Consider the following 21310-nt stretch of genomic DNA (forward strand, 5'->3'; position numbering starts at 1 on the left):
GGGTGCTTGTGATGAAAGTGATCGAGACTTCACTGCCCGGTGTGTTGTTGATTGAACCGAAAGTATTCGGCGACCATCGGGGTTTCTTTATGGAAAGCTACAACAAAAAGCTGTTTGTGGAATATGGGCTTGATCTTGATTTTATTCAAGACAATCATTCATTGTCAAAACAAGCGGGAACGTTGCGAGGCCTTCATTATCAGTTAAACCCAAAGGCACAAACGAAATTAGTTCGCGTGACGCGTGGGGCGATTTATGATGTCGTTGTCGATATTCGCAAAGGTTCACCGACATTTGGAAAGTGGCAAGCGTTTATTTTAAGTGCGGAGAATAAACGGCAATTGCTTGTACCAAAAGGGTTTGCGCATGGTTTCTGTACGCTAGTGGAAAATACGGAAGTACAATATAAAGTGGATGAATACTATTCTCCAGAACATGACCGCGGCATTCTTTGGAATGACCCAGCGTTAGGCATTGATTGGCCGACAGCGAATCCAATTCTTTCTGACAAAGATACGAAACATCCATTATTAGCCGATGCCGAAATCAACTTTGAGTGGGAGAGATAATAATGAATCTTTTAGTCACAGGCGGAGCAGGTTTTATTGGCAGCAACTTTGTCCGTTACATGCTTGAGAAATATCCAAATTATAAAGTAGTCAATTATGATTTATTAACCTATGCCGGCAATCTTGAAAACTTGAAGGATGTCGAAAATCATCCTAATTATACGTTTGTGAAAGGCGATATCAATAACCGTGAGTTAGTCGATTATCTTGTGAAAACCCATAAGATTGACGTTATCGTAAACTTTGCGGCGGAATCGCATGTCGACCGCAGCATTGCAGACCCTGGAATTTTCGTAAAAACCAATGTATTGGGCACGCAAGCGTTATTAGATGTGGCGAAAGCCAACCATATTAAGAAATATGTGCAAATTTCAACGGACGAAGTGTATGGTACACTTGGGGAAACGGGGTACTTTACCGAAGAAACGCCATTAGCGCCAAATAGCCCTTATTCGGCAAGCAAAGCTGGCGGAGATTTGCTTGTAAGGGCGTATCATGAAACGTACGGTATCAATGTGAATATTACGAGATGTTCCAATAACTATGGGCCGTATCACTTCCCTGAAAAACTGATTCCGCTCATGATCACGAACGCGTTGGAAGGAAAAGAGCTTCCGATTTACGGTGACGGCCAAAATATTCGCGACTGGCTGCATGTGAAAGACCATTGCGCGGCGATTGATTTAGTCATTCATAAAGGCAGACCGGGGGAAGTATACAATATCGGCGGGCATAATGAACGAACCAATAATGAAATCGTGCATATAATCGTTGAAAAACTCGGAGTTTCGAAAGAGTTAATTAAATATGTGGCCGACCGTCCGGGGCATGACCGCCGTTATGCGATTGATCCAACGAAAATTATGACAGAACTTGGCTGGAAGCCGCAATATACCTTTGAAGAGGGCATCGAAGAAACGATCCAATGGTATATCGACAACCAAGAATGGTGGAAAAATATGAAATCCGGTGAATACATGAACTACTATCAAAAACAGTATGGTGACAAGCTATGAAAGTAGTTGTAACAGGTGCAAAAGGCCAGCTTGGCACAGATTTAGTCGATGCGCTCGCTGATCGAGGCTTTGAAGTGTATGGGTATGGACGGGAAGAGTTAGATATCACAAACTTTGACCTAGTGAAACAGGTTATTGCGGAAGTTCATCCTGATGTTGTCATACATGCCGCTGCATACACAAAAGTCGATTTAGCCGAATCCGAGCCAGACCAAGCGTTTTTAATTAACGCATACGGAATGAGAAACGTCGCTGTCGCATCAGAAGCGGTAGGAGCAAAACTTGTTTATATTAGCACAGACTACGTTTTTGACGGAATGGCAAATACCCCGTACAACGAATTTGCGCCGACGAATCCACTTAGCGTGTATGGTAAAAGTAAGCTAGCCGGTGAGCAGTTTGTGCGCGACTTGCATTCGAAGTTTTTTATCGTCAGAACGTCTTGGGTCTATGGGAAACATGGAAATAACTTTGTCAAAACCATGTTAAAGCTGGCTCAAGAACGGGATGAATTGATGGTTGTCCATGATCAAGTCGGATGTCCAACTTACACAGTAGATTTAGCCAATTGCATTTTGGAACTGATTCAAACGGAAAAATACGGCGTTTACCATGTTTCTAATTCTGGGCATTGTTCTTGGTATGAGTTTGCGAAAGCAATTTTTGAGGAAGCTGGGATAAAAGTCAAGGTAAATCCTTGTACAACAAAAGACTTCCCAAGACCAGCGCCAAGGCCTACTTACTCCGTGTTTGAGCATATGGCGCTTAAGTTGAATGGATTTAGTGGCATAAGAAATTGGCGAGAAGCATTGAAAGAATTTATGATAAGAATTAAACTATAAGGTAGTGATAGCACTTGAAGCGAGTAACGGATAAAGATGTTGCGATTATTATTTTAAACTGGAACGCTTATGACGATACGTTTGAATGCTTAAAGTCGCTAGAGCACTTAACGTACCCTTATTTTCACGTGTTTTTAGTAGATAATGCCTCACAAGATGGCTCATTTGATAAACTTCAACAAGATTACAACGATGGGAAATTTCATTTATCCATTACATTCATTCAAACCGGAGAGAATTTAGGGTTTGCTGGTGGAAATAACGTCGCAATCAGAGAAGCGTATAAGCAAGGGTATCAATATTTTTGGCTCTTAAATAACGATACAGTAGTAGATCCAAATGCACTCACTCCATTGGTAGAAACGTTAGAAAACGACAAACAAGTAGGGATTGTTGGTTCCAAGATTTACTACTACGGGACGAACAAAATCTGGTTTGCGGGGGGCAAGGTCAATACCTGGACAGGGAAGACAAAGCATATAGGAATTAAAGAAGAGGATGTAGGGCAGTATGATCAAGTAAAAGAAGTGGATTATATAACGGGGTGTAGTTTGGGGTTCAGGAGAGAGGTGCTGGAAACGGTAGGGTATATGTGTGAGGATTATTTTTTGTATTATGAAGAGACGGATTGGAATGTTAGAGCTAATCAATATGGATGGGAAATTAAATATGTTCCGCAATCTCGCGTACATCATAAAGTATCGGCATCTTCAGGTGGAGAAAAAAATCTATCTCCAATTGTAGCCTTTTATGATATTCGGAATGGGTATTGGTTTGTCAAGCGGACTCAAAAAAGAAAATTGAAGACTTTTACGGCTTTCTGTTATGCATACTATAAGGCATTAAAAAAACTCTTAAAAGTATTTATTATGAATCAGAATAAAAAGTGGAGAAGATTATTGTATATCCATCGAGCGTTAGTCAATATCGGTAAATAACCGTTTTTTATGCAATTTTTGATCCTTTACCAAAAGTTGTACTTTGACTATTCCAGAACATACCTTCCTTGCACTCACAAAGAAATTTGGATGTGAATCTATGTTAGTGAATTTGTTTCACTACAGTAAATGATATTTGGAAGAATGGTTTGAACTTTTTTCTCTCCTGTCAACCTTGGTGATTTGATGTTGTTTCAAATACGTTTTTGATACAAGCATTATTGGAAGAGGATAAAATTATGAAACATCTTAACAGTGCCTCTAAAAGAGATTATTTTTTATTTTATTCACTATTATTTTTTTTATTAGGGTTGTGTTTTCCTCTTAAACTTGAGATGTATAAGATTTTTTCTGAAAAATATTTTTATGACTCTTATAAAATTTTATATTTAATGCGTTCCGGGGTTAATTTAGGTGATAAGGCTTTCGATTTCAGTGCTAAATTTTACAATTTTTTAAATATATTTAATATTTATATCTGGGATGTATGGGCCTTAATTCTAACTTTTATAACCGTATTTATTCTTTTATTATCAATGTCTTTCATAAGAATACCAAGAATGGATTTGCTTTTGGCGTTTTGGTTGCCAATGTCAATAGTATTATTGGTGATTTATGTTACTCATATTAGTAAAGAGTGGATTACATTTCTATTCTCCCTCCTGTTTTCAGTGGTCTTAAAAAAAATGAAGAGTAAAAAATTGTTTTTGGTCCTGTGTATTTTGATATTTTTATATTCTTATTTTTTTCGAACTTATTTCGGGTTGGTTTTTATATATTTTTGTATCTTCTTTATGTTTTTCAATCATAAAAAATCTAGACTTTGGATAGCATTAATTGTGATTTTTATTTTAATTGTGGTTCCAAATAAATATTTGTTCGGAATATTCTACATTAGAGAAGATTTAAATTATTATCGAATGGGTTCTGTAGATGCTCAAACTATAATATCAGATGTGCTCATTTCAAATAATAATTTTATAATGTTTTTTAATTATTTACTAAATATCTTTAGATTGCTATTTCCTTTAGAGATAATGTTTGTGTCGCTAAATATAAAATATGTTTTTTTTGTCATATATATGTTATTAAACTCATACATTATTTTCTTCAATATTAAAAACTATAATAAATTGTCAACAACACAAAAAAATATACTCATTTTTTTGCTAAGCATAATTGCTGTCCATGGTATTTTCGAACCTGATTATGGCTCGTATATAAGGCATTTTATATCATACTTCTTTATTATCTATCTCAATGTTTTAATTTATATTCATTTGAAGTTTAATAAGATTAATTTGAGAGATTGATATAGGTAGAGGCTTTTACGCTAAGCAATAGAGCCTTTATATAAGTTTCTGTAGATGAGCATTTTTGATTACAATAATTTCCATGTTCTGAGAGGCAAACAGGGTACCCCTTAGGCGACATGGAGCTGTTTTTTGATCACATCAATGGGAATATCTTGCCTATTTTACCCAAGGAGTCCGGTTCATGTCTCCTTTTTTGTTTGGTTGTCAATTTATGTTAGTGAATTTGCTCATCTACAGTAAGTTTGAAAATTAATCTATATACCCGTGGTGCTAGTTGAGTCTTAACGCTCAACTAGCCCAAGAACAACAAGCGAGTAAGCCAGTAAAATACCATCCAGTGCCGTTTCAAATCCAGAAACCGAGTTCGCTCGAATCTCGGTGATCCGAATCAAAAAACTTGATCACCAAGGAGACAGAAGATGCCGTTCTTCTGTACATCGATGAAACCCATATCCGCTCTTACCATGTCTTGCGGTCCACATGGTCGGAAGTCGGCCGCCAAAAACAAGTGCCGGCGTTCGGCCATCATGCCCACGTATCGCGGTTTGGCGCGGTCAACATCCACGATGGTGAAACGGTGCTTCATCCAACGACCGCTGCCCATGCCGCGACGTTCTTGGATTTCTTGAGAATGCTTAAAGAGCGCGATCCAGACCGTCTCATCATCTTGGTGTTGGATCACGCCCGCATTCACCATGCCAACATGGTCAAGGAATTTTGGCGGGAAGAAGGGCCGTGTTTTCACTTTCTTTCCCTTCCTCCCTATTCGTCACAGCTGAACCCGATTGAACGCTTATGGAAATGGCTGAAAGACACCGTGATCGCCAATGTGTTTCACCAAAATCGAGACGATATCGTCCAGGCCATTGCTCGGTTTGTGGACGACATCCACGAACGTCCGGAGGAAGTGCTGCAGCGCTTAGGATGTGCAGGATAACGGAAAGGCTAACTCTTCATGTTGTATGTATATAATTTTGGGTAACCAACACTCGTGATAATTAACAGGTGAATAAAAATGAACATTTGTCTAATTTGTATTAATTCCTCGAGGAGTGCAATAGGAGATTCTTTTAAAAGTCTATGTAATAATTTATCAGAAAAAAAGAACATCTATATAATTAAAAGCTTTTGTTACAACGATTCAGAATTTGATTACGAAAGTCACAGAATACTAAGTGTTAATTTTGATAAAAGAGACAAGAATATTTTTAAAAAAATTGATTCATTAATAAAAATCAAAAGATTTATCAAAGAAAATGATATTCAGCATTTATTCTTTTATTCGGATAATCCTTTTAATTCTTTGGTCAAGATATTGAATAATAAAATTGATTACAGTTTTTGGTGGCACGATCCCAAACCTCATACAGGTGTTAAATTATTAAATAAGATCTTGTTTAAAATCAATGAAAGTGTGTTGTTAACAGGTAAAAGGCTTAATAATATATTTGTAGCTAGTAACTATCTAAAAGAATTGGCAGAAGAAAATCCTTTGACTGATTCGAAAAAGATAAAAGTAATTTACCTACCTTATATGGAAGAAATAACATCGTTAGTTCAGGAGGAAGTACCATATGATAAAAGGTATTATGATTTTATATTTTTTGGTCGAATTGAGCAATACAAAGGATTGGATGTACTAGAGCAAGCTTTGTATAAGTTACATATAAACGGAATTGATTATAAAGCATTAATTGTTGGTCCTGGAAATCTTAACAATTGTACCAATGGTCTTCTCATGAAATTAAAAGATAAAGTTGAAGTTATTAATAAATATGTATCTAATGATGAGTTAGCTAAATATATTCTTAATAGTAGAGTTGCTGTGTTTCCTTATAGGGATTCGACAGGTACACAAACAGTGCAAACTGCTATATATCTCGGATGTATTGTAGTAGCAACTGATACAGGTAGTTTTAAAGAGTACCTTTCAGTGAAAAGTCCTATATTAGGATATGTAATAAAACCTAATGATAGTAATGAGTTATATGAAGTTTTACTTAATTTTTTAGAGAATGATATGACTTGCGGGAATAACAAAAGTACCATCGATGAATTTTTTCATCCTAAAACCATGGCATGTAATTTATACAGTGCCATTCATAACAAAAATAGGGATTAGACGGTCTCTGTGTGTTTGGTTGGTGAAGAGACCGAACGAATGAATGTTAGAACAAGGGTGCGCGGTACATTGATGATCGGAAGATCATCGATCTGAAGTTTCCAGTACGGTTTTTGGATGGATTCGTCTGAGCTCTCGAGATTCAACAATTTTCTCAATATCACACCAATCAAATATACAATCAAGCAAATAGTCTAATCAATGAGGCAACAAAGCTTGTTATCCCTTTGTTTTGGATGCTAAGTGTGTGACTGCTTTAGTGATGGCTGGAAACGACGGCAGTGGCAAGCTTTTTTGCGTTTAGCCGTTGAAACTCAAGGGAAAATCGCGAGTGTAGAGGATAAACTTTTGACAATGCCACATTTCTAGAGGAAGGGTGAAAAATTGGAGAAGGTAAGACTACTATATATATGTGAAGCTATGGGTGGAGGAGTGCGGAGACATCTTTTGGATATTATTAAAAATATTGATTTAGGTTCGTATGATATACATCTAATTTATGGAAAAAAAAGAGCTGATAAAGTATTTTTTGATAACATTCCAAATTTAAAACGAAAAGGTATCCATCTGTATGAACTTAAGGAATTAGATCGAGAAATATCGATCAAAAAAGATAGCAAGGCATTAATAAAAATAATGAAAATAATTAATCGGATTAATCCTGATATTGTTCATTGTCATAGTTCGAAAGCTGGAGCATTAGGTAGAGTTGCAGCCTACTTATGTGGCATTAAAAATATAATTTATACTCCACATGCGTATATAGCACAGTCACCGAATCTTTCCCAAACAAAAGTAAAGTTTTACGTGGGGTTAGAAAAAATATTTGGTAAAATCACAAAAGTAACTATAAATGTTTCTGAAGGGGAAAGACAGTTTGCCCTACAAAGTGGAATAGTTACAACTAGCAATAGTATGGTTATTTATAATGGCATATCTAAAAAAGATAGATCAAAAAAAATTCAGAAAAAAAACAGAATAATTATTGGGACAGTTGCAAGACTGTCCGAACAAAAAGATCCTATTACATTCTATAACATAGCTAAAAATATAGTGTCTAAATATGACTCTGTGGATTTTCGGTATGTAGGAGATGGACCTTTTTATGAAATATTAAAGAATAAAATTGAAAAAGATAATCTTCATAAAAGAATTCAATTGGTTGGCTTTAAAAACAATATTTCTGGTGAACTAGCAGAATTTGATATTTTTATTACAACTTCCTTATATGAAGGGATGCCATATGCACTTATTGAAGCACTTTCCCAAGGATTACCTATTGTTGGTACTAATGTAACCGGAAATAACGAAATAATTTTCCATGATATAAACGGTTACTTATTTAATATTAAGGATGTCAATGGAGCAGTTCAGATTTTAGAATTTCTAATTAATAATCCACAAAAAATTAAAAGTTTAGGTGAGCAGAGTTATAAAATTTATATAGAAAAGTTTACTATAGACAAAATGATAGAAAAACTAGAAAAAACGTATGAACAATTTAGAAGAAGGTGAATGCTGATGAAGATAATTTTACTTTCCGGCGGCTCGGGCAAACGCCTTTGGCCCCTATCGAACGACGCACGTTCAAAGCAATTTTTAAAAGTGCTAGAAAATCAAAATGGTGAGTTACAATCAATGGTGCAGCGCGTATGGGGACAATTAACAAATGTCGGCCTAGCTGATTCCGCTGTGATTGCGACAAGCAAATCCCAAGTGGATATGATTCAAAGCCAATTAGGACAAGATGTCCCGATGATCATTGAACCGATGCGGCGCGATACGTTTCCAGCGATCGCGTTAGCATCGGTTTATTTGTATAGCGTTGAAGGAATTGGTTTAGATGAAGTCATTGCGGTGTTGCCTGTCGATCCGTATGTTGAGGATCGTTTTTTTGATAGAGTGAAAGATTTAGAGGAAACTGTGCTCACGAGTGGGGCTGATTTGGCGTTAATCGGTGTCGAGCCAACGTATCCATCAGCGAAGTACGGTTATATTGTTCCCGCTTTTAAATCTAGTGATGGTCATTATTTAAAAGTGATCCATTTTACAGAGAAGCCAACCGAAGAAAAAGCAGCAGAGTTAATCAAGCAAGGTGCGCTTTGGAACTGCGGGGTGTTTGGGTTTCGGTTGGGTTATGTGATTTCGTTATTGAAGGAGAAGGGATATTCTGTTCAATATGAGGAATTGTTGGTGCAATACAATGAACTGCCGAAAATCAGCTTTGACTATGAGATTGTTGAAAAGACGAAGCATATTGTCGTGTTGCCGTATGATGGGTATTGGAAAGACCTTGGCACGTGGAATACGTTAACCGAAGAAATGGGGACCAACCAAATCGGCAAGGGGATTGTGGTGGAGTCGGAAAACACCCACTTGATTAATGAGCTTGACATTCCTGTCGCTGTGCTGGGAGTGTCCAACGCCATTGTAGCGGTAAGCCCGGACGGAATTTTAGTCGCCGATAAAGCAAAAAGCCCGAAGATTAAAGACCTCGTCAATGGGTTTGATCAACGTCCGATGTATGAGGAACGCCGCTGGGGCTGGTATCGGGTGCTGGATTATACAAAATTCGAAGACGGTCGGGAAGTATTAACAAAACGGATTGGCGTGGCGGCAGGAAAAAATTTAAGTTATCACATGCATCGCTATCGAAGGGAAGTATGGACGATCATTCGAGGTGAAGGGGAATTTGCGTTGAATGGTGAAATTCGCCGCGTGAAGTCGGGGGATGTGCTTGACATTCCAGTTGGCATGAAACATGGGATGAAGGCGATTACGGACTTAGAGTTGATTGAAGTGCAGATAGGAACACCATTAATGGAGGAAGATATTATTCGCATTTTTATGTCATGGGATGAGATTGAGCAGTTTTGTCGTTATGCGAGGTGATTTTTTAATAAAATGTCGAAAATTGCTATATCTTAATTGCCAACTTGTGATAAAATAAAGAGAGAAATTAACTTTACTACTATGAATTTCAATTTTCTGTTGCAATTTGGTCGGGATATGGGGGAATCGTTATGATTCGAGGACGAGAACGATTTTTGACAAAGGTTTATGCTTCGATGGATTTTGCGATCGTTCAGTTCGCATTTATTCTATCATGGGTGATAAAGTTTCATCTATTTCACGATGGGACTGATGCCCATTTGCCATTGAAAAATTATTGGTTTTGGAGCCTCATTTATGGTGCGATTGCTGTTTTAGTGGGATATCTTATAGAATTGTACAAATCGAAACGAAAGCAGAAGTTTTTGAATGAATTAGCGAAAGTATTGCAAGTACATACGCTGAGTATGTTTCTATTATTAAGCGTATTGTTTACGTCGAAAACGGTTGATATCTCAAGGATATTTCTCTTGCTGTATTTTATATGGAACGTCACGCTTGTCTCGACATATCGCTATATAGTGAAGCAAAGTCTTCGTCAATTACGAAAAAAGGGGTATAATAAGCAATTTGTCCTAATTGTTGGAGCAGGATCGATCGGAAGGAAGTACTTTGAAAATCTCCAAATGCATCCGGAATATGGGCTTGAGGTCGTCGGGTTCTTGGACGACTTTCGGACAAAGCATGAGCCGCGCTTTGCTCACTATAAACCTATTATTGGGAAAGTATCGGATTTGGAACATATTTTGATCCACCAGTTAATTGATGAAGTGGTTGTGGCGCTCCCGTTGCAAGCCTATCCCAAATATCGAGAGATTATATCGGTTTGCGAGAAAATGGGAGTGCGTGCTTCGATTATTCCTGATTTTTATGATATCCTTCCAGCTTCGCCTCATTTTGAATTGTTTGGCGATTTGCCGATCATCAATGTGCGGGATGTGCCGTTGGATGAATTGCGAAATAGAGTGCTGAAAAGATTATTTGATATTCTGTTTTCACTGCTGGCTATTATCTTAACGGCCCCGCTGATGATTGCCATTGCCATTGGAATCAAGCTGACTTCGCCAGGTCCAATTATTTTTAAACAAGAGCGGGTTGGATTGAATAGAAGGACGTTTTATATGTATAAATTTCGTTCCATGAACCATATGCCTCAGTCCGTTTCCGATACTCAATGGACAGTCGAAAACGATCCGCGTCGGACGAAATTTGGAGCGTTTTTGCGGAAAACAAGCTTAGATGAGTTGCCTCAGTTTTTCAATGTCTTGAAAGGAGATATGAGTGTAGTTGGCCCACGGCCTGAGCGTCCTTATTTTGTTGACAAGTTTAAAGAAGAAATTCCGAAATATATGATTAAGCATCATGTCCGTCCAGGGATCACTGGCTGGGCTCAAGTGTGCGGCTGGCGTGGTGACACATCGATTCGTGCGAGAATTGAACATGATCTTTTTTATATAGAGAACTGGAGTTTATGGCTAGATATTAAAATCATTTTACGTACGATTACAAATGGTTTGGTGAATAAAAATGCCTATTAGGATTCCCGTGAACGGGTGTACTTATGTGATTGGTGACAATCCATTGAAGAAAGTCAACATTATACTCCCCGCCGCGAAAGTTAGGCAATACTTGTTTTGGTGGCAACATCAAAACGCATTGCCTATCATCAGTCGCAGGGAAAGGGATGGACAGCTATGCAGGTATACGTGGCGAGGCAGCCGATATTCGATGTTGAACGGAATGTGGTGGGGTATTGTTTTATCGAAGCGGCATTTACGATGGATTGAATGGCGATCAAGCCACATTGGAAGTGCTGATTAACAGTTTTATGAACATTGGGATTGAGAAGTTGACCAATGGAAAGCCTTGTTTTGTCAACTTTACAGAGAATTTGTTGAAATAGGAAGTGCCATTGCAATTCCCACCTTCTGTGATTCTAGTGGAGATCCTTGAGACGATTCCGATGTCGAATTGGCTTTTGCGAATGTGCCGCAAGCTGAAGTCCCGTGGATACACGATCGCGCTCGACGATTTTGTTTTAGACCGTTCTTATCTCTCTTTGTGTCCGTACGACGATTTCATTAAAGTGAATCTTTCTCGTGTTTCTGTGCAGGACGCATCATCGTTCATGAAGATATCCAACTTTTTCAGAGTTAAATGGCTGGCGGAAAAAGTGGAGCTGAAAAAATGGATCTCCGTATTGGCCTTGCAAGAGTTGTACAATCTACATGCTCGAGATGGGCAAAAGCATCTGTATGAAGAAATTGTCACATTGTCCTTTAATTAGAGGGAAAGCTTGTGAATTGCTTGGGGGAGCTGTTTGGCTATGAGCAGGACAAGGCAAGTTTGTTTTTAATGGGGTTTGTTCGCTGCTGGACGTTCTTTTGCATCAATCATTGCCGCAAATTTTAGACGAGCTGAACATTCATGATGAATATACAAGCTTGTCTTTTGCATAACAAGTGTCGCTTTTGTGCTGTCTATGACCTCGTCTGGTGTATGGAATGAGGAGATTGGGAACAAATGACGCGTTTGTAGACGCTTGGGCCTGATGGAGGATGCTGCTGTTGCGTTATCAGGGAGCGATTGAGTGGGCCGTGTGGGTACAGAGGGATTTGTAACTCGCTTCACAAGACTCGGCGAATGGCATAGCCAGAGGACTTTCATCAGAAAGAAGTTTTAGGGGGGAGTTTTTTTATGAGAAACTTTAAAAAGATATTTTCTTTTTTCTCCGTTCTTGCCATTATTCTCACTATCCCATTTCTGAAAACGAATACGGCATTCGCCAGTTCAGCGACAGACCTGCCGTTCGATACATCCGTTTCTGGATACATTACTGATACTGATGATCAACAAATCTATGCGATAAATTTAGAGAAAGCTGGAAGAATTACAGTTAAACTCAACTCCTATATAGCTGCGGTGAATATAAAATTGGAAGATTCAGATGGAAATGAAGTATTCAGGAAATATGTTTCTGAAGGCAATTCGGCGAATCCAGCCAAGTGGTCAGGCTGGGTGGATCTTGAAGCAGGGACATATTATATTCAGGTTTATAAAGAATATACTTATACAGGGAAATATGATTTAAAAGTGAGCTACCAAGAAGCCAATAACAATGAAATTGAACCCAATGATGGAACAGTACAAGCTCAACCACTTAAGGTCAATAGCCAAACAGTAACCGGATTGATTAGTTGGAATGACAGTGCGGATGTTTACAAGGTTGATTTGTCGAAAGCGGGCCGGGTAACGGTTAAGCTGGATTCTTATATAGCTGCGGTGAATATAAAATTGGAAGATTCAGATGGAAATGAAGTATTCAGGAAATATGTTTCTGAAGGCAATTCGGCGAATCCAGCCAAATGGTCAGGCTGGGTGGATCTTGAAGCAGGGACATATTATATTAAAGTTTATCAAGAAAGCTCTTATACGGGGAAATACACACTTAACGTCCAATGCCCTGATTTATTGCCTGCACCGCCAACTGTAAATTTAGTCAGCAATAAGAGCAATGTTGTAACGGGAAAAACAGTACCAAATGGAACGGTTTCTGTAAAAATCAATTCAAAAGTATATAACGGTAAAAGCGACAGCAAAGGTTTGTTCAGTATCAAGATTCCAACACAAAGCGCAGGAACAAAACTTTATATTATGGTAAAGGATAAGTTCGGCGATACAAGCAAGGAGCGAGTCGTTGTTGTAGTAGACAGAATTCCTCCCACTGCTCCAATTGTAAATAGTATTACTAGTAAATCTAAAGTGATTACAGGTAAGGCGGAAGCGAACTCCACAGTCATTGCATATGTGGCAAATCAAAAGATTGGTAGTGCTAAAGTGGATCAGTATGGAAACTATGTGATGAAAATTAAACCGCAAAAAGCAGGAACTCTCATTCGAGTCATTTCGGTTGACAGGGCTGGAAATAAGAGCACTGCAGAAGTTGTAAAAGTGAAAAAGTAAAAAGTAGTTTGGGTGCAACAGCGATACTATGTCTTTTGACTTTTGTTGGAGACGGATCTTGCAACTCACATTTTGTACCCTCCCGCTTTTTGGTGGGAGGGTGTGAAATGTGAGACATAAAAACAAAATACAGAGTCTCCTCCGTCTTTCCATATCCTAGGAGTAACAGAAGAAGATCGCTCCATTGCTTCCCCGCCCATTCATGAACACCGGCAGCCGACGGAATCCCCTCTGTCAAGAATTAGTACTGTCCTCCTAACCCCAGAAAAAGAGAAAAATGGTACAATAAAAAAGAAAACTGAATCCTTGATAAAGATGCGTGTAAAACTGCCAAGAAAACCTTGTTAAATCAACAAATATGGCCCTTGGGGGTTCTTCTCCTAATAGAAATGAAGTTGAACCTCGGGATGATTGGGTTTTTCAGCATTTTTTTGATACGCTTCTGTCATGGATTCAGGTAGAGAGACAAGCCAGCCAGCGCTGGCTTTGAGCAGAACTAAGGGAACAAATGGGCTCCGTCTTCATCAATTGCGCAGGGGGAGGGATGGACAGCCATGGAGGTGTACGTGGCGAGGCAGCCAATATTCGATATTGAACGGAATGTGGTGGGGTATGAACTGTTTTATCGAAGCGGCAAACGCAATTTTTACGATGGATTGAATGGCGATCAAGCCACATTAGAAGTGCTGATTAATAGTTTTATGAACATTGGGATCGAGAAGCTGACCAACGGAAAGCCGTGTTTTGTCAATTTTACAGAGAATTTGTTGAAATACGAAGTGCCGTTGCAATTCCCGCCGGCTGCGATCGTAGTGGAAATTTTGGAGACGATCCCGATGTCAAACTGGCTTTTGTCCGTGTGTCGCAAGTTGAAGTCTCGAGGATACACGATCGCGCTCGACGATTTTGTTTTAGACCGTTCCTATCTTCCGTTATTTCCATATGTCGATCTCATTAAAGTCGACCTTTCCCGCGTGTCCATGGAGGACGCATCGTCGTTCATGAAAATATCGAAAACGTTGGGCGTTAAATGGCTGGCAGAGAAAGTGGAAACGTATGAACAATTTTGGCGGGCTGCTGACATGGGATTCATGTATTTCCAAGGCTTTTTCTTCAGCAAACCTGTGATTTACGGGGACAAAGCCCTCCCGTTTGGTTCCCATCCATCTTATTGGGCGCTGTTGGGGTGTTTGAGCGAGGATGATCCGAATATTCACGAAATTGCCGAGATGATTGAGCGTGATCTGGCGCTCACGTACCGATTGTTGAAATTGGCCAATTCCATGATCGTGTCACATCGCCCGAAAATTAAGTCGATCCGTCATGCGATCATGTTATTGGGCATCAATGAATTGAAAAAGTGGATCTCCGTATTGGCCCTGCAAGAGTTATACGATCTGCATGCTCAAGATGGGCAAAAGCATCTGTATGAAGAAATTGTCACATTGTCTTTTATTCGAGGAAAAGCTTGTGAATTGTTGGGGGAGCTGTTTGGCTATGAGCAGGACAAGGCGAGTTTGTTTTTAATGGGGGTTTGTTCGCTGTTGGACGTTCTTTTGCATCAACCATTGCCGCAAATTTTAGACGATCTGAATATTCATGACGATATACAAGCCTGCCTTTTGCATAAAACAGGTCGTTTTTGCGCTGTCTATGACCTTGTTTGGTGCATGGAGCGAGGGGACTGGGAACAGATGATACGGCTATGCGGACAATGGGGCTTGGCGGAGGATGAGGTGTTGTCGCGCTACCAGGAAGCGATTGAGTGGTCGGTGCGGGTGCAGGGGATTTTGTAGGGATGAGAAGTTAACTCTTTATGTTGCATGTAATATAACGTTAGAATGAGGAGCTAATAATCATACGGAGAGAAATCTCTGTGGGGCTTTTCTTTTTGCCCAAATCTGTATCAAGCATGATTTCAAATATATATTATGATTTTGAGCCTATAGTCTAGTGCCTCAATTCCTTTTGGGGAATTGGGGCTATTTTTGTTTTAGGAGGGAAAGGGATGAGCAAGTACCAAACCGTTAACCACCAGCAACTGGAGTTGCTAGAAAGAGAGGTATCTGTCAAGTAGCCAGCGAAGCGCATCAACATCGTGAGCCTGAAGCTCGTTCGAGAGTCTAGCGTGCTGTACAAGGAGCGGCAAATCAAATCCCCAGAGGATGCGTACAAGTTGTTGAAGCTATTCCTTGCTGAAGCCGACCGCGAGAAGTTTGTCGTTGTCTGCCTTGACACGAAAAACCAGCCGACTGCCATTAACGTCTGCCATGTCGGAAGCCTGAACGCTAGTATCGTGCATCTGAGGGAGGTGATGAAGGCTGCCATTCTCTCCAACTCGGCTTCCATCATCGTAGCCCATAATCATCCCAGCGGTCATTGCGAGCCGTCGAGGGAAGACATTGAAGTGACAAAAAGGCTCGTGGAGGCAGGAAGGATCCACTCGAGGATTAATCGAAACAGAGAAACATTGGTTGGGCCTCTATTTTTTTCATTCATATGCAGGAGTTTGCTTGTTTTTGTTGAAAGAATCCTTTGATGATGCATGAACGGAGATTGCTCGTCATTTTGTTGGGGGCAGATGAGCCTGTTGCAAATATGACAAAAAAGGGGGGAGAAAAGGTGAAGATGTTTGAGTACCGCTTTGCCATTGCACCTCTGTTTCACTTCATTGCAAGCAAATCGATGGAAGCAGGCTTGCATGTATGTGATGGCCGTGGAAAGCAAACCGTGCAGTTGTTTATGAATGATGCCGCTTCTGAGAAAGGGAAGAAACGCATCGGGGCCATACAATATGAAGGAAGCAACGATTACGCAATGAAAGAGCCTTACATTGTCAGCTGGAGGTTCGAGCGAGCGCTGCTTCCGGATGGCCTCAAACAAGACTTGGAGGCGATCACGGCGTTTCGCAGAGATCGAAAAGAAGGGACGGCCATCAATCCAAACGCCCAGTCGATTGCTTTTAAGTTTGAAGCGTTGACGGATGCCGCCAAAGAAACGATTGAGGCGATTACGGCTGTTCTTCAGAGGCATGCCAGACGTTGAAACGGTTGCGCGACTGGCGCTTTTCGATGGATGGGGCGGTTTGGCTAAGACAGAGATGGAAAGGGAAACGAGGGATTAGGAGTGGCGCATGTATTTCAAATGAAAACGAAGCCGCATGGGTTTCAGCGGTACGACGAATTCATTCGCGATCAGGTCATTGGGATTGGCTGGCCGCTGATTGGCAATTTGAACGGCATAAGCAAAGATGAACTGAGAGAACGACTGCGCAATGTGTACCATTATTCAGGGGCGAAGCTTGGCAACGCTCTTGGGGCGATCTGGACGTTTGTCCATACGATGGAACAAGGGGATGTCGTGTTGGTTCGCCATGGTGCATGGCTCAGCATCGGCATCATTGGCCCCTATCGCTATGTGAAACATCTCGACAATGATATCGATGGGTTTTGCCACCAGCGATCGGTGGAGTGGAAGATCATCAATGAAAACGTTCGGTTGTATAATGAGAAGGTGCATGAAACATTGCGGAGCCCGGGAGTTGTGACAAAAAGCAAATATCCTGTACACGAGCTTCAACTAGGGATTTAATGGTGAACTAGGAACGTTTGAGGCATATATGAAATGGTTCAAAGGTCGAAAATAGTCATTTCGTCTCGCTTCCTTGCGAAGAAAATCATGGTACAATCATGATAAAGGTACAGCTAAGGAAACTTAGCGTCACAAAGCTACAGGGGCTAAGGGGAAACCTATGCCAGCCAGCTGCCATTACCAAAAAATATAAAAGAAGGAATTGGTAATGTTAAAGAAAGGATGGCCGATTTTGGTGGCGTCGATGCTCGTTGCCTCTCCGGCGTGGGCGGCCGCCAAGCCTGCGGGCAAAGCGCATGAGCGCGAAACGATGGTGAAGAAAGTGGAAGTCGTCGTCAAGAAGAAGACGGAGCCAAAGGAAACAGAGGCGAAGAAAAAACAGGAATCGTCCAAGCAACAAAAATGGCTTGCGCAAAAGTTGGCGCAGTTACATAAAAAAAGTGAGCCAAATTGAAGAACGTTTAGACAAAGTGACCGCTCGCATTCAAGCATTGAGTGAAGCCGAACCGGCGACGGATACGCAAACCTCGTCGACGCCTGCGGATTCGGCGTCAACGGGCGAGTCGTCCGCTTCTCAACCGACAGAAGCCACAGTGGCAACTGACGCTCCGAGCGGACAAGCCGTAGCCGCTAATGACGCTGCAGCTCCGGCGTCCAGCGGGCAAACAGTAACGGAGGCGCCGTCTCCGACTTCTCCACAACCTGTTGGTGAAGACCAAGAGGAACTCGATGAAGAAAAAGAAGAGCAAATTGTTGGCCTCATCGGCCAGCTCATTGCCCTGTCCAACCAGCTGCGGGCGGTGACGAATGACATTCGCGCTCTTGAAAAGAAAGTCGGCGCCAACAACGCAGACATTCAGAAGGTAAAAGAAAAAGTCAAGGCGTTGAACGACCAAGTGCAAGCGAACAAAAAGGCGTTGCTCAATTTGCTATAGAAATAAGGAAGGGCGCCAGTGGAGGGCGCTCTTCGTTGTGTTGCAATGGTGATTTTCTATTTTTGTTTGGGTTGCTTCTTTTCCTGCACTTTTAGAAAAGACATTCCTTCGAGGCATATTCTCTTTGCGGATAATGGATTATTTGAACAGCTTTTCTGCTTCCTTATCTACTCCTCTTAACGATGCGCGTCACTCCTTTAATGTTGGCTGTCATTCTTTCTAATGTTGAGCTGTCAATCGCTCTTCGGACGGAGGTTTCAATGATAATATACAGCATGAATGTAGAAAAGAAGATTGAAAAGATCAACCATCCTCAACCGGATCACCGACATTCGAGCGAATTCCATTGCCGGGTTTGAAGTGGCACTCGATGGCATCTTGTTGGCGTATTTCCTGGTCACACTAGGGCTAGTTGAGCGCTGACGCTCAACTATCACCACGGGTTTCCTCTATTTCTTTTTGTTTGTTTTTTCCGTGAAAATGCAGGACTGACGCATGATTTTCATCCCTGGGTGGAGGGCAAAGCGCGCTGCCCATGGACCTTTTCTATCAAAATTTTGTTGCTTTTATGGTAATATGTATAGAGATGAGAATGATTTGATCTGAGTGAGGGGGATGGGCATTGAAAAAACGGAACAAATACGCGGCGGCGAGCGTGGTGTTGGCGTTGGGGCTGCTTGCTCCGGCTGTGTCGCCGACCGCAGCGGGCGCGGAAGACCGAGATGTCGTCAAGCTGCGCATTTTAGAGACGACGGACGTACATATGAATCTTGTCAACTACGATTATTTCAAAGATAGTCCAACGAATGAGTTCGGGTTGTCGAAAACGGCACGTTTGATCGAGCAGGCGCGCGCTGAACAGCCGAATACGCTTCTGTTTGACAACGGGGACTTGATTCAAGGAACGCCGCTTGGCGACTATGTGGCCAAAGTGAAGCCGCTGCAAGACGGAGAAGTGCATCCAGCGGTGAAACTGTTGCATTTGTTGAAGTACGATGCGGCAACAGTCGGGAACCATGAGTTCAACTACGGCTTGGATTTCCTCAATGAAGTGTATGACGATGCCAAGCTGCCGATCGTGAATGCGAACGTGTACCGTGACGATCATGATCAAAATCCGGATAACGATGTCAACTATTTCACGCCGTATCAAATTTTAGAGAAAGAAGTCGTTGATGAAGACGGGGAGAAACATACGCTGAAGATCGGCGTCATTGGCTTTGTGCCGCCGCAAATTATGGATTGGGACAAAGCGAATTTGCAAGGGAAAGTGATTGCGAAAGACATTGTGCAGTCGGCGCAAAAGTATATTCCAAAAATGAAAGCGGAAGGGGCCGATTTGATCGTTGTGCTATCGCACTCGGGCATTGAGACCGGCGGAAACAGCCCGAATATGGAAAATGCATCGTATTATTTGACGCAAATTCCGGGGGTCGACGCCGTGTTGACCGGCCACCAGCATAAAAAATTCCCGGCCCTTCCAGGCACGACACCAGATTTTCCGGACGGAAACGGAATCAACAATGAAACCGGCACGATTAACGGTGTTCCTGTGACGATGCCGGGTTCATGGGGCGATACGCTCGGCGTGATCGACTTGACGGTCGAGCAAGTCGACGGAAAATGGAAAGTGACGCAAGCGAAAGCCCAACTCCGTCCAGTGTATGACAAGGCGACGAAAACGCCGCTTGTCGACAGCGACCCGGCTGTTGAGCAGGCGATCCAAGCGGAACATGAAGCGACGATTCAGTACGTCCGCAGCCCGGTTGGAAAAACAACGAGTCCGATCAACAGCTATTTTGCGCTTATCAAAGACGATCCGTCCGTGCAAATCGTCACGAATGCGCAAAAATGGTATGTCGAAAAGATGTTGAAAGGGACGAAATATGAAGGTCTTCCGGTGTTGTCGGCCGGCGCTCCGTTCAAAGCCGGCGGACGCGGCGGGGCGAGCTACTATACCGACATCCCGGCAGGGGAAATCGCCATTAAAAACGTTGCTGATTTGTACTTGTATCCGAACACGGTGTATGCGCTGAAAATTACGGGAGCCGAGTTGAAAGAATGGCTTGAGTGGTCGGCGGGGCAATTCAACCAAATCGACCCGAACAAGACAGACGTTCAGCCACTCGTCAACAACGACTTCCCGACGTACAACTTTGACATTATGGATGGCGTGACGTACGAGATCGATGTCACCGAGCCGGCGAAATACGACAAAAACCAAAATGTGATCAATCCGAATGCGAACCGGATTAAAAACTTGAAATTCGAAGGCAAGCAAGTGACGCCGAACATGGAATTTATCGTCGCAACGAACAACTATCGGGCGACGACAAACCGGATCATCAATCCGGGCGGGAAAAACACGATTTTGGCTGCGCCGGATGAAAACCGGCAAGTGATCATCGATTACATTCGGGAAAACGGAACGATCAACCCGTCGGCGGATGGCAACTGGCGGTTTGCGCCAGTGAAAGGGAAAGCGCCGGTGACCGTCACGTTTGAATCGTCGCCGGAAGCGCAAAAATACTTGCCGCAAGACGGTAGCATCCGCTATGTCGCCGCCTTGCCGAGCGGATTTGCCCAATATGAATTTGCCTTGCCGCTTTGGAAGGAAGAAAAGCCCAACCCGCCCAAGCAGCCCGAGAAGCCAACCACTCCTCCAAGCCAAGTGAAAAAAGTCTACTGGGATGGCGTGGAGTTGAAAAAAGGACAAATCGGCCGCTTGACAGTGCAAAAGCCGATCAATCTATGGAAACGGGCGAAGGATGGGCGCCTTGTGTTCGTCCGCATCTTACAGCCTGGGGAGGTGTACCGCGTCTACGGGTATGACGCGCGCTTCGGCGGGCAGTACGCGGTCGGCGGCGGGTATTACGTGACCGACATCGACACGCACATCCGCTACGAAACGCCGTCGCATCTTACAGCCTGGGGAGGTGTACCGCGTCTACGGGTATGACGCGCGCTTCGGCGGGCAGTACGCGGTCGGCGGCGGGTATTACGTGACCGACATCGACACGCACATCCGCTACGAAACGCCGTCAAAGGAGAAGTTGAAGTTGGTGAATGGGCAATAAAGTGAAATAGCTGTCTTAGCCGTCAGGGATGTATGCCTGTTTCGGCTAA

The 21310-nt window shown here is 42.0% G+C and carries 18 protein-coding genes, 3 pseudogenes and 1 riboswitch; of the genes and pseudogenes, 20 read left to right on the plus strand and 1 reads right to left on the minus strand.

From position 1 onward, the window contains the following. Positions 1 to 11 precede the first annotated feature (11 nt). The 4 genes from rfbC to B9L19_RS01800 are packed head-to-tail and all read left to right on the plus strand — an operon-like array spanning position 12 to position 3365. Entirely contained in the window at positions 12 to 569 is a 558-nt protein-coding gene (gene rfbC / locus B9L19_RS01785; protein ID WP_025949787.1) for a dTDP-4-dehydrorhamnose 3,5-epimerase, read from the plus strand. A 2-nt stretch (positions 570 to 571) separates the two neighbouring features. Then, positions 572 to 1585 (plus strand): dTDP-glucose 4,6-dehydratase, encoded by a 1014-nt coding sequence (rfbB, locus tag B9L19_RS01790; RefSeq protein ID WP_025949788.1) that lies wholly within the window; start codon positions 572 to 574, stop codon positions 1583 to 1585. Next, positions 1582 to 2427 carry a dTDP-4-dehydrorhamnose reductase gene (rfbD, locus tag B9L19_RS01795; protein WP_025949789.1) on the plus strand — a complete coding sequence of 282 codons (846 nt, stop codon included), beginning with the start codon at positions 1582 to 1584 and terminating at the stop codon, positions 2425 to 2427. Before rfbB ends, rfbD begins: the two co-directional genes overlap by 4 nt. A 14-nt stretch (positions 2428 to 2441) precedes the next feature. Beyond that, positions 2442 to 3365: a glycosyltransferase family 2 protein gene (locus B9L19_RS01800; protein ID WP_025949790.1), complete on the plus strand. Its 924-nt coding sequence runs from the start codon at positions 2442 to 2444 to the stop codon at positions 3363 to 3365. Between the two features lie 1597 nt (positions 3366 to 4962). Here the strand turns inward: B9L19_RS01800 and B9L19_RS18500 are convergent. Then, positions 4963 to 5067: pseudogene (locus B9L19_RS18500) on the minus strand (IS982 family transposase); the annotation flags it as partial. A gap of 11 nt (positions 5068 to 5078) precedes the next feature. Between B9L19_RS18500 and B9L19_RS01810 the strand changes: the two are divergent. From B9L19_RS01810 to B9L19_RS18910, 16 genes and pseudogenes are all read left to right on the plus strand, one after another. After that, positions 5079 to 5618 carry an IS630 family transposase gene (locus tag B9L19_RS01810; protein WP_244182594.1) on the plus strand — a complete coding sequence of 180 codons (540 nt, stop codon included), beginning with the start codon at positions 5079 to 5081 and terminating at the stop codon, positions 5616 to 5618. A gap of 78 nt (positions 5619 to 5696) precedes the next feature. Then, positions 5697 to 6803 carry a glycosyltransferase family 4 protein gene (locus B9L19_RS01815; RefSeq protein ID WP_025950806.1) on the plus strand — a complete coding sequence of 369 codons (1107 nt, stop codon included), beginning with the start codon at positions 5697 to 5699 and terminating at the stop codon, positions 6801 to 6803. Between the two features lie 384 nt (positions 6804 to 7187). Beyond that, positions 7188 to 8318 (plus strand): glycosyltransferase family 4 protein, encoded by a 1131-nt coding sequence (locus tag B9L19_RS01825; protein WP_025950807.1) that lies wholly within the window; start codon positions 7188 to 7190, stop codon positions 8316 to 8318. A 6-nt stretch (positions 8319 to 8324) separates the two neighbouring features. Further along, on the plus strand, positions 8325 to 9695 hold the full coding sequence (locus B9L19_RS01830; protein ID WP_025950808.1) for a sugar phosphate nucleotidyltransferase: 1371 nt from the start codon (positions 8325 to 8327) through the stop codon (positions 9693 to 9695). Positions 9696 to 9826: 131 nt separating this feature from the next. Beyond that, positions 9827 to 11233, plus strand: a complete 1407-nt coding sequence (locus tag B9L19_RS01835; RefSeq protein ID WP_025950809.1) for an undecaprenyl-phosphate glucose phosphotransferase — start codon at positions 9827 to 9829, stop codon at positions 11231 to 11233. A 215-nt stretch (positions 11234 to 11448) separates the two neighbouring features. Then, positions 11449 to 11598, plus strand: a complete 150-nt coding sequence (locus B9L19_RS18905) for a hypothetical protein (RefSeq protein ID WP_157720883.1) — start codon at positions 11449 to 11451, stop codon at positions 11596 to 11598. Positions 11599 to 12392: 794 nt separating this feature from the next. After that, on the plus strand, positions 12393 to 13658 hold the full coding sequence (locus tag B9L19_RS01845; protein WP_089113821.1) for an Ig-like domain-containing protein: 1266 nt from the start codon (positions 12393 to 12395) through the stop codon (positions 13656 to 13658). 554 nt (positions 13659 to 14212) lie between these two features. After that, positions 14213 to 15454, plus strand: a complete 1242-nt coding sequence (locus tag B9L19_RS01850) for an EAL and HDOD domain-containing protein (RefSeq protein WP_025949578.1) — start codon at positions 14213 to 14215, stop codon at positions 15452 to 15454. A gap of 293 nt (positions 15455 to 15747) precedes the next feature. Beyond that, positions 15748 to 16098 (plus strand): annotated as a pseudogene (locus tag B9L19_RS01855) (JAB domain-containing protein); the annotation flags it as partial. 188 nt (positions 16099 to 16286) lie between these two features. Continuing rightward, positions 16287 to 16703, plus strand: coding sequence for a hypothetical protein (locus B9L19_RS01860; RefSeq protein ID WP_033024147.1), 417 nt, complete (start codon positions 16287 to 16289; stop codon positions 16701 to 16703). Positions 16704 to 16784: 81 nt separating this feature from the next. After that, positions 16785 to 17249 (plus strand): hypothetical protein, encoded by a 465-nt coding sequence (locus tag B9L19_RS01865; RefSeq protein ID WP_025949576.1) that lies wholly within the window; start codon positions 16785 to 16787, stop codon positions 17247 to 17249. Positions 17250 to 17345: 96 nt separating this feature from the next. Then, positions 17346 to 17428, plus strand: a riboswitch (cyclic di-GMP riboswitch). 29 nt (positions 17429 to 17457) lie between these two features. Then, positions 17458 to 17703: a hypothetical protein gene (locus tag B9L19_RS19240; RefSeq protein ID WP_244182595.1), complete on the plus strand. Its 246-nt coding sequence runs from the start codon at positions 17458 to 17460 to the stop codon at positions 17701 to 17703. Next, the gene (locus B9L19_RS01870) at positions 17690 to 18184 is read left to right on the plus strand and encodes a hypothetical protein (protein ID WP_244182596.1); all 495 of its coding nucleotides are present in this window, start codon (positions 17690 to 17692) and stop codon (positions 18182 to 18184) included. Before B9L19_RS19240 ends, B9L19_RS01870 begins: the two co-directional genes overlap by 14 nt. 318 nt (positions 18185 to 18502) lie before the next feature. Beyond that, positions 18503 to 18607, plus strand: a pseudogene (locus tag B9L19_RS18505) (IS982 family transposase); the annotation flags it as partial. Positions 18608 to 18806: 199 nt separating this feature from the next. Then, positions 18807 to 21143 carry a bifunctional 2',3'-cyclic-nucleotide 2'-phosphodiesterase/3'-nucleotidase gene (locus B9L19_RS01875; protein ID WP_089113822.1) on the plus strand — a complete coding sequence of 779 codons (2337 nt, stop codon included), beginning with the start codon at positions 18807 to 18809 and terminating at the stop codon, positions 21141 to 21143. Beyond that, positions 21121 to 21261, plus strand: coding sequence for a hypothetical protein (locus B9L19_RS18910; protein ID WP_169714166.1), 141 nt, complete (start codon positions 21121 to 21123; stop codon positions 21259 to 21261). Before B9L19_RS01875 ends, B9L19_RS18910 begins: the two co-directional genes overlap by 23 nt. Positions 21262 to 21310: the final 49 nt, after the last annotated feature.

Source organism: Geobacillus thermocatenulatus (assembly GCF_002217655.1).
Classification (GTDB): domain Bacteria; phylum Bacillota; class Bacilli; order Bacillales; family Anoxybacillaceae; genus Geobacillus; species Geobacillus thermocatenulatus.

Excerpts from the sequence above, each read along its gene's own strand:
- rfbC (WP_025949787.1), top strand. The coding sequence starts at position 12 with ATGAAAGTGATCGAGACTTCACTGCCCGGTGTGTTGTTGATTGAACCG.
- B9L19_RS01830 (WP_025950808.1), top strand. The coding sequence starts at position 8,325 with ATGAAGATAATTTTACTTTCCGGCGGCTCGGGCAAACGCCTTTGGCCC.
- B9L19_RS01850 (WP_025949578.1), top strand. The coding sequence starts at position 14,213 with ATGGAGGTGTACGTGGCGAGGCAGCCAATATTCGATATTGAACGGAAT.
- B9L19_RS19240 (WP_244182595.1), top strand. The coding sequence starts at position 17,458 with ATGTTAAAGAAAGGATGGCCGATTTTGGTGGCGTCGATGCTCGTTGCC.
- B9L19_RS01815 (WP_025950806.1), top strand. The coding sequence starts at position 5,697 with ATGAACATTTGTCTAATTTGTATTAATTCCTCGAGGAGTGCAATAGGA.
- B9L19_RS01860 (WP_033024147.1), top strand. The coding sequence starts at position 16,287 with ATGTTTGAGTACCGCTTTGCCATTGCACCTCTGTTTCACTTCATTGCA.
- rfbD (WP_025949789.1), top strand. The coding sequence starts at position 1,582 with ATGAAAGTAGTTGTAACAGGTGCAAAAGGCCAGCTTGGCACAGATTTA.
- B9L19_RS01845 (WP_089113821.1), top strand. The coding sequence starts at position 12,393 with ATGAGAAACTTTAAAAAGATATTTTCTTTTTTCTCCGTTCTTGCCATT.
- rfbB (WP_025949788.1), top strand. The coding sequence starts at position 572 with ATGAATCTTTTAGTCACAGGCGGAGCAGGTTTTATTGGCAGCAACTTT.
- B9L19_RS01835 (WP_025950809.1), top strand. The coding sequence starts at position 9,827 with ATGATTCGAGGACGAGAACGATTTTTGACAAAGGTTTATGCTTCGATG.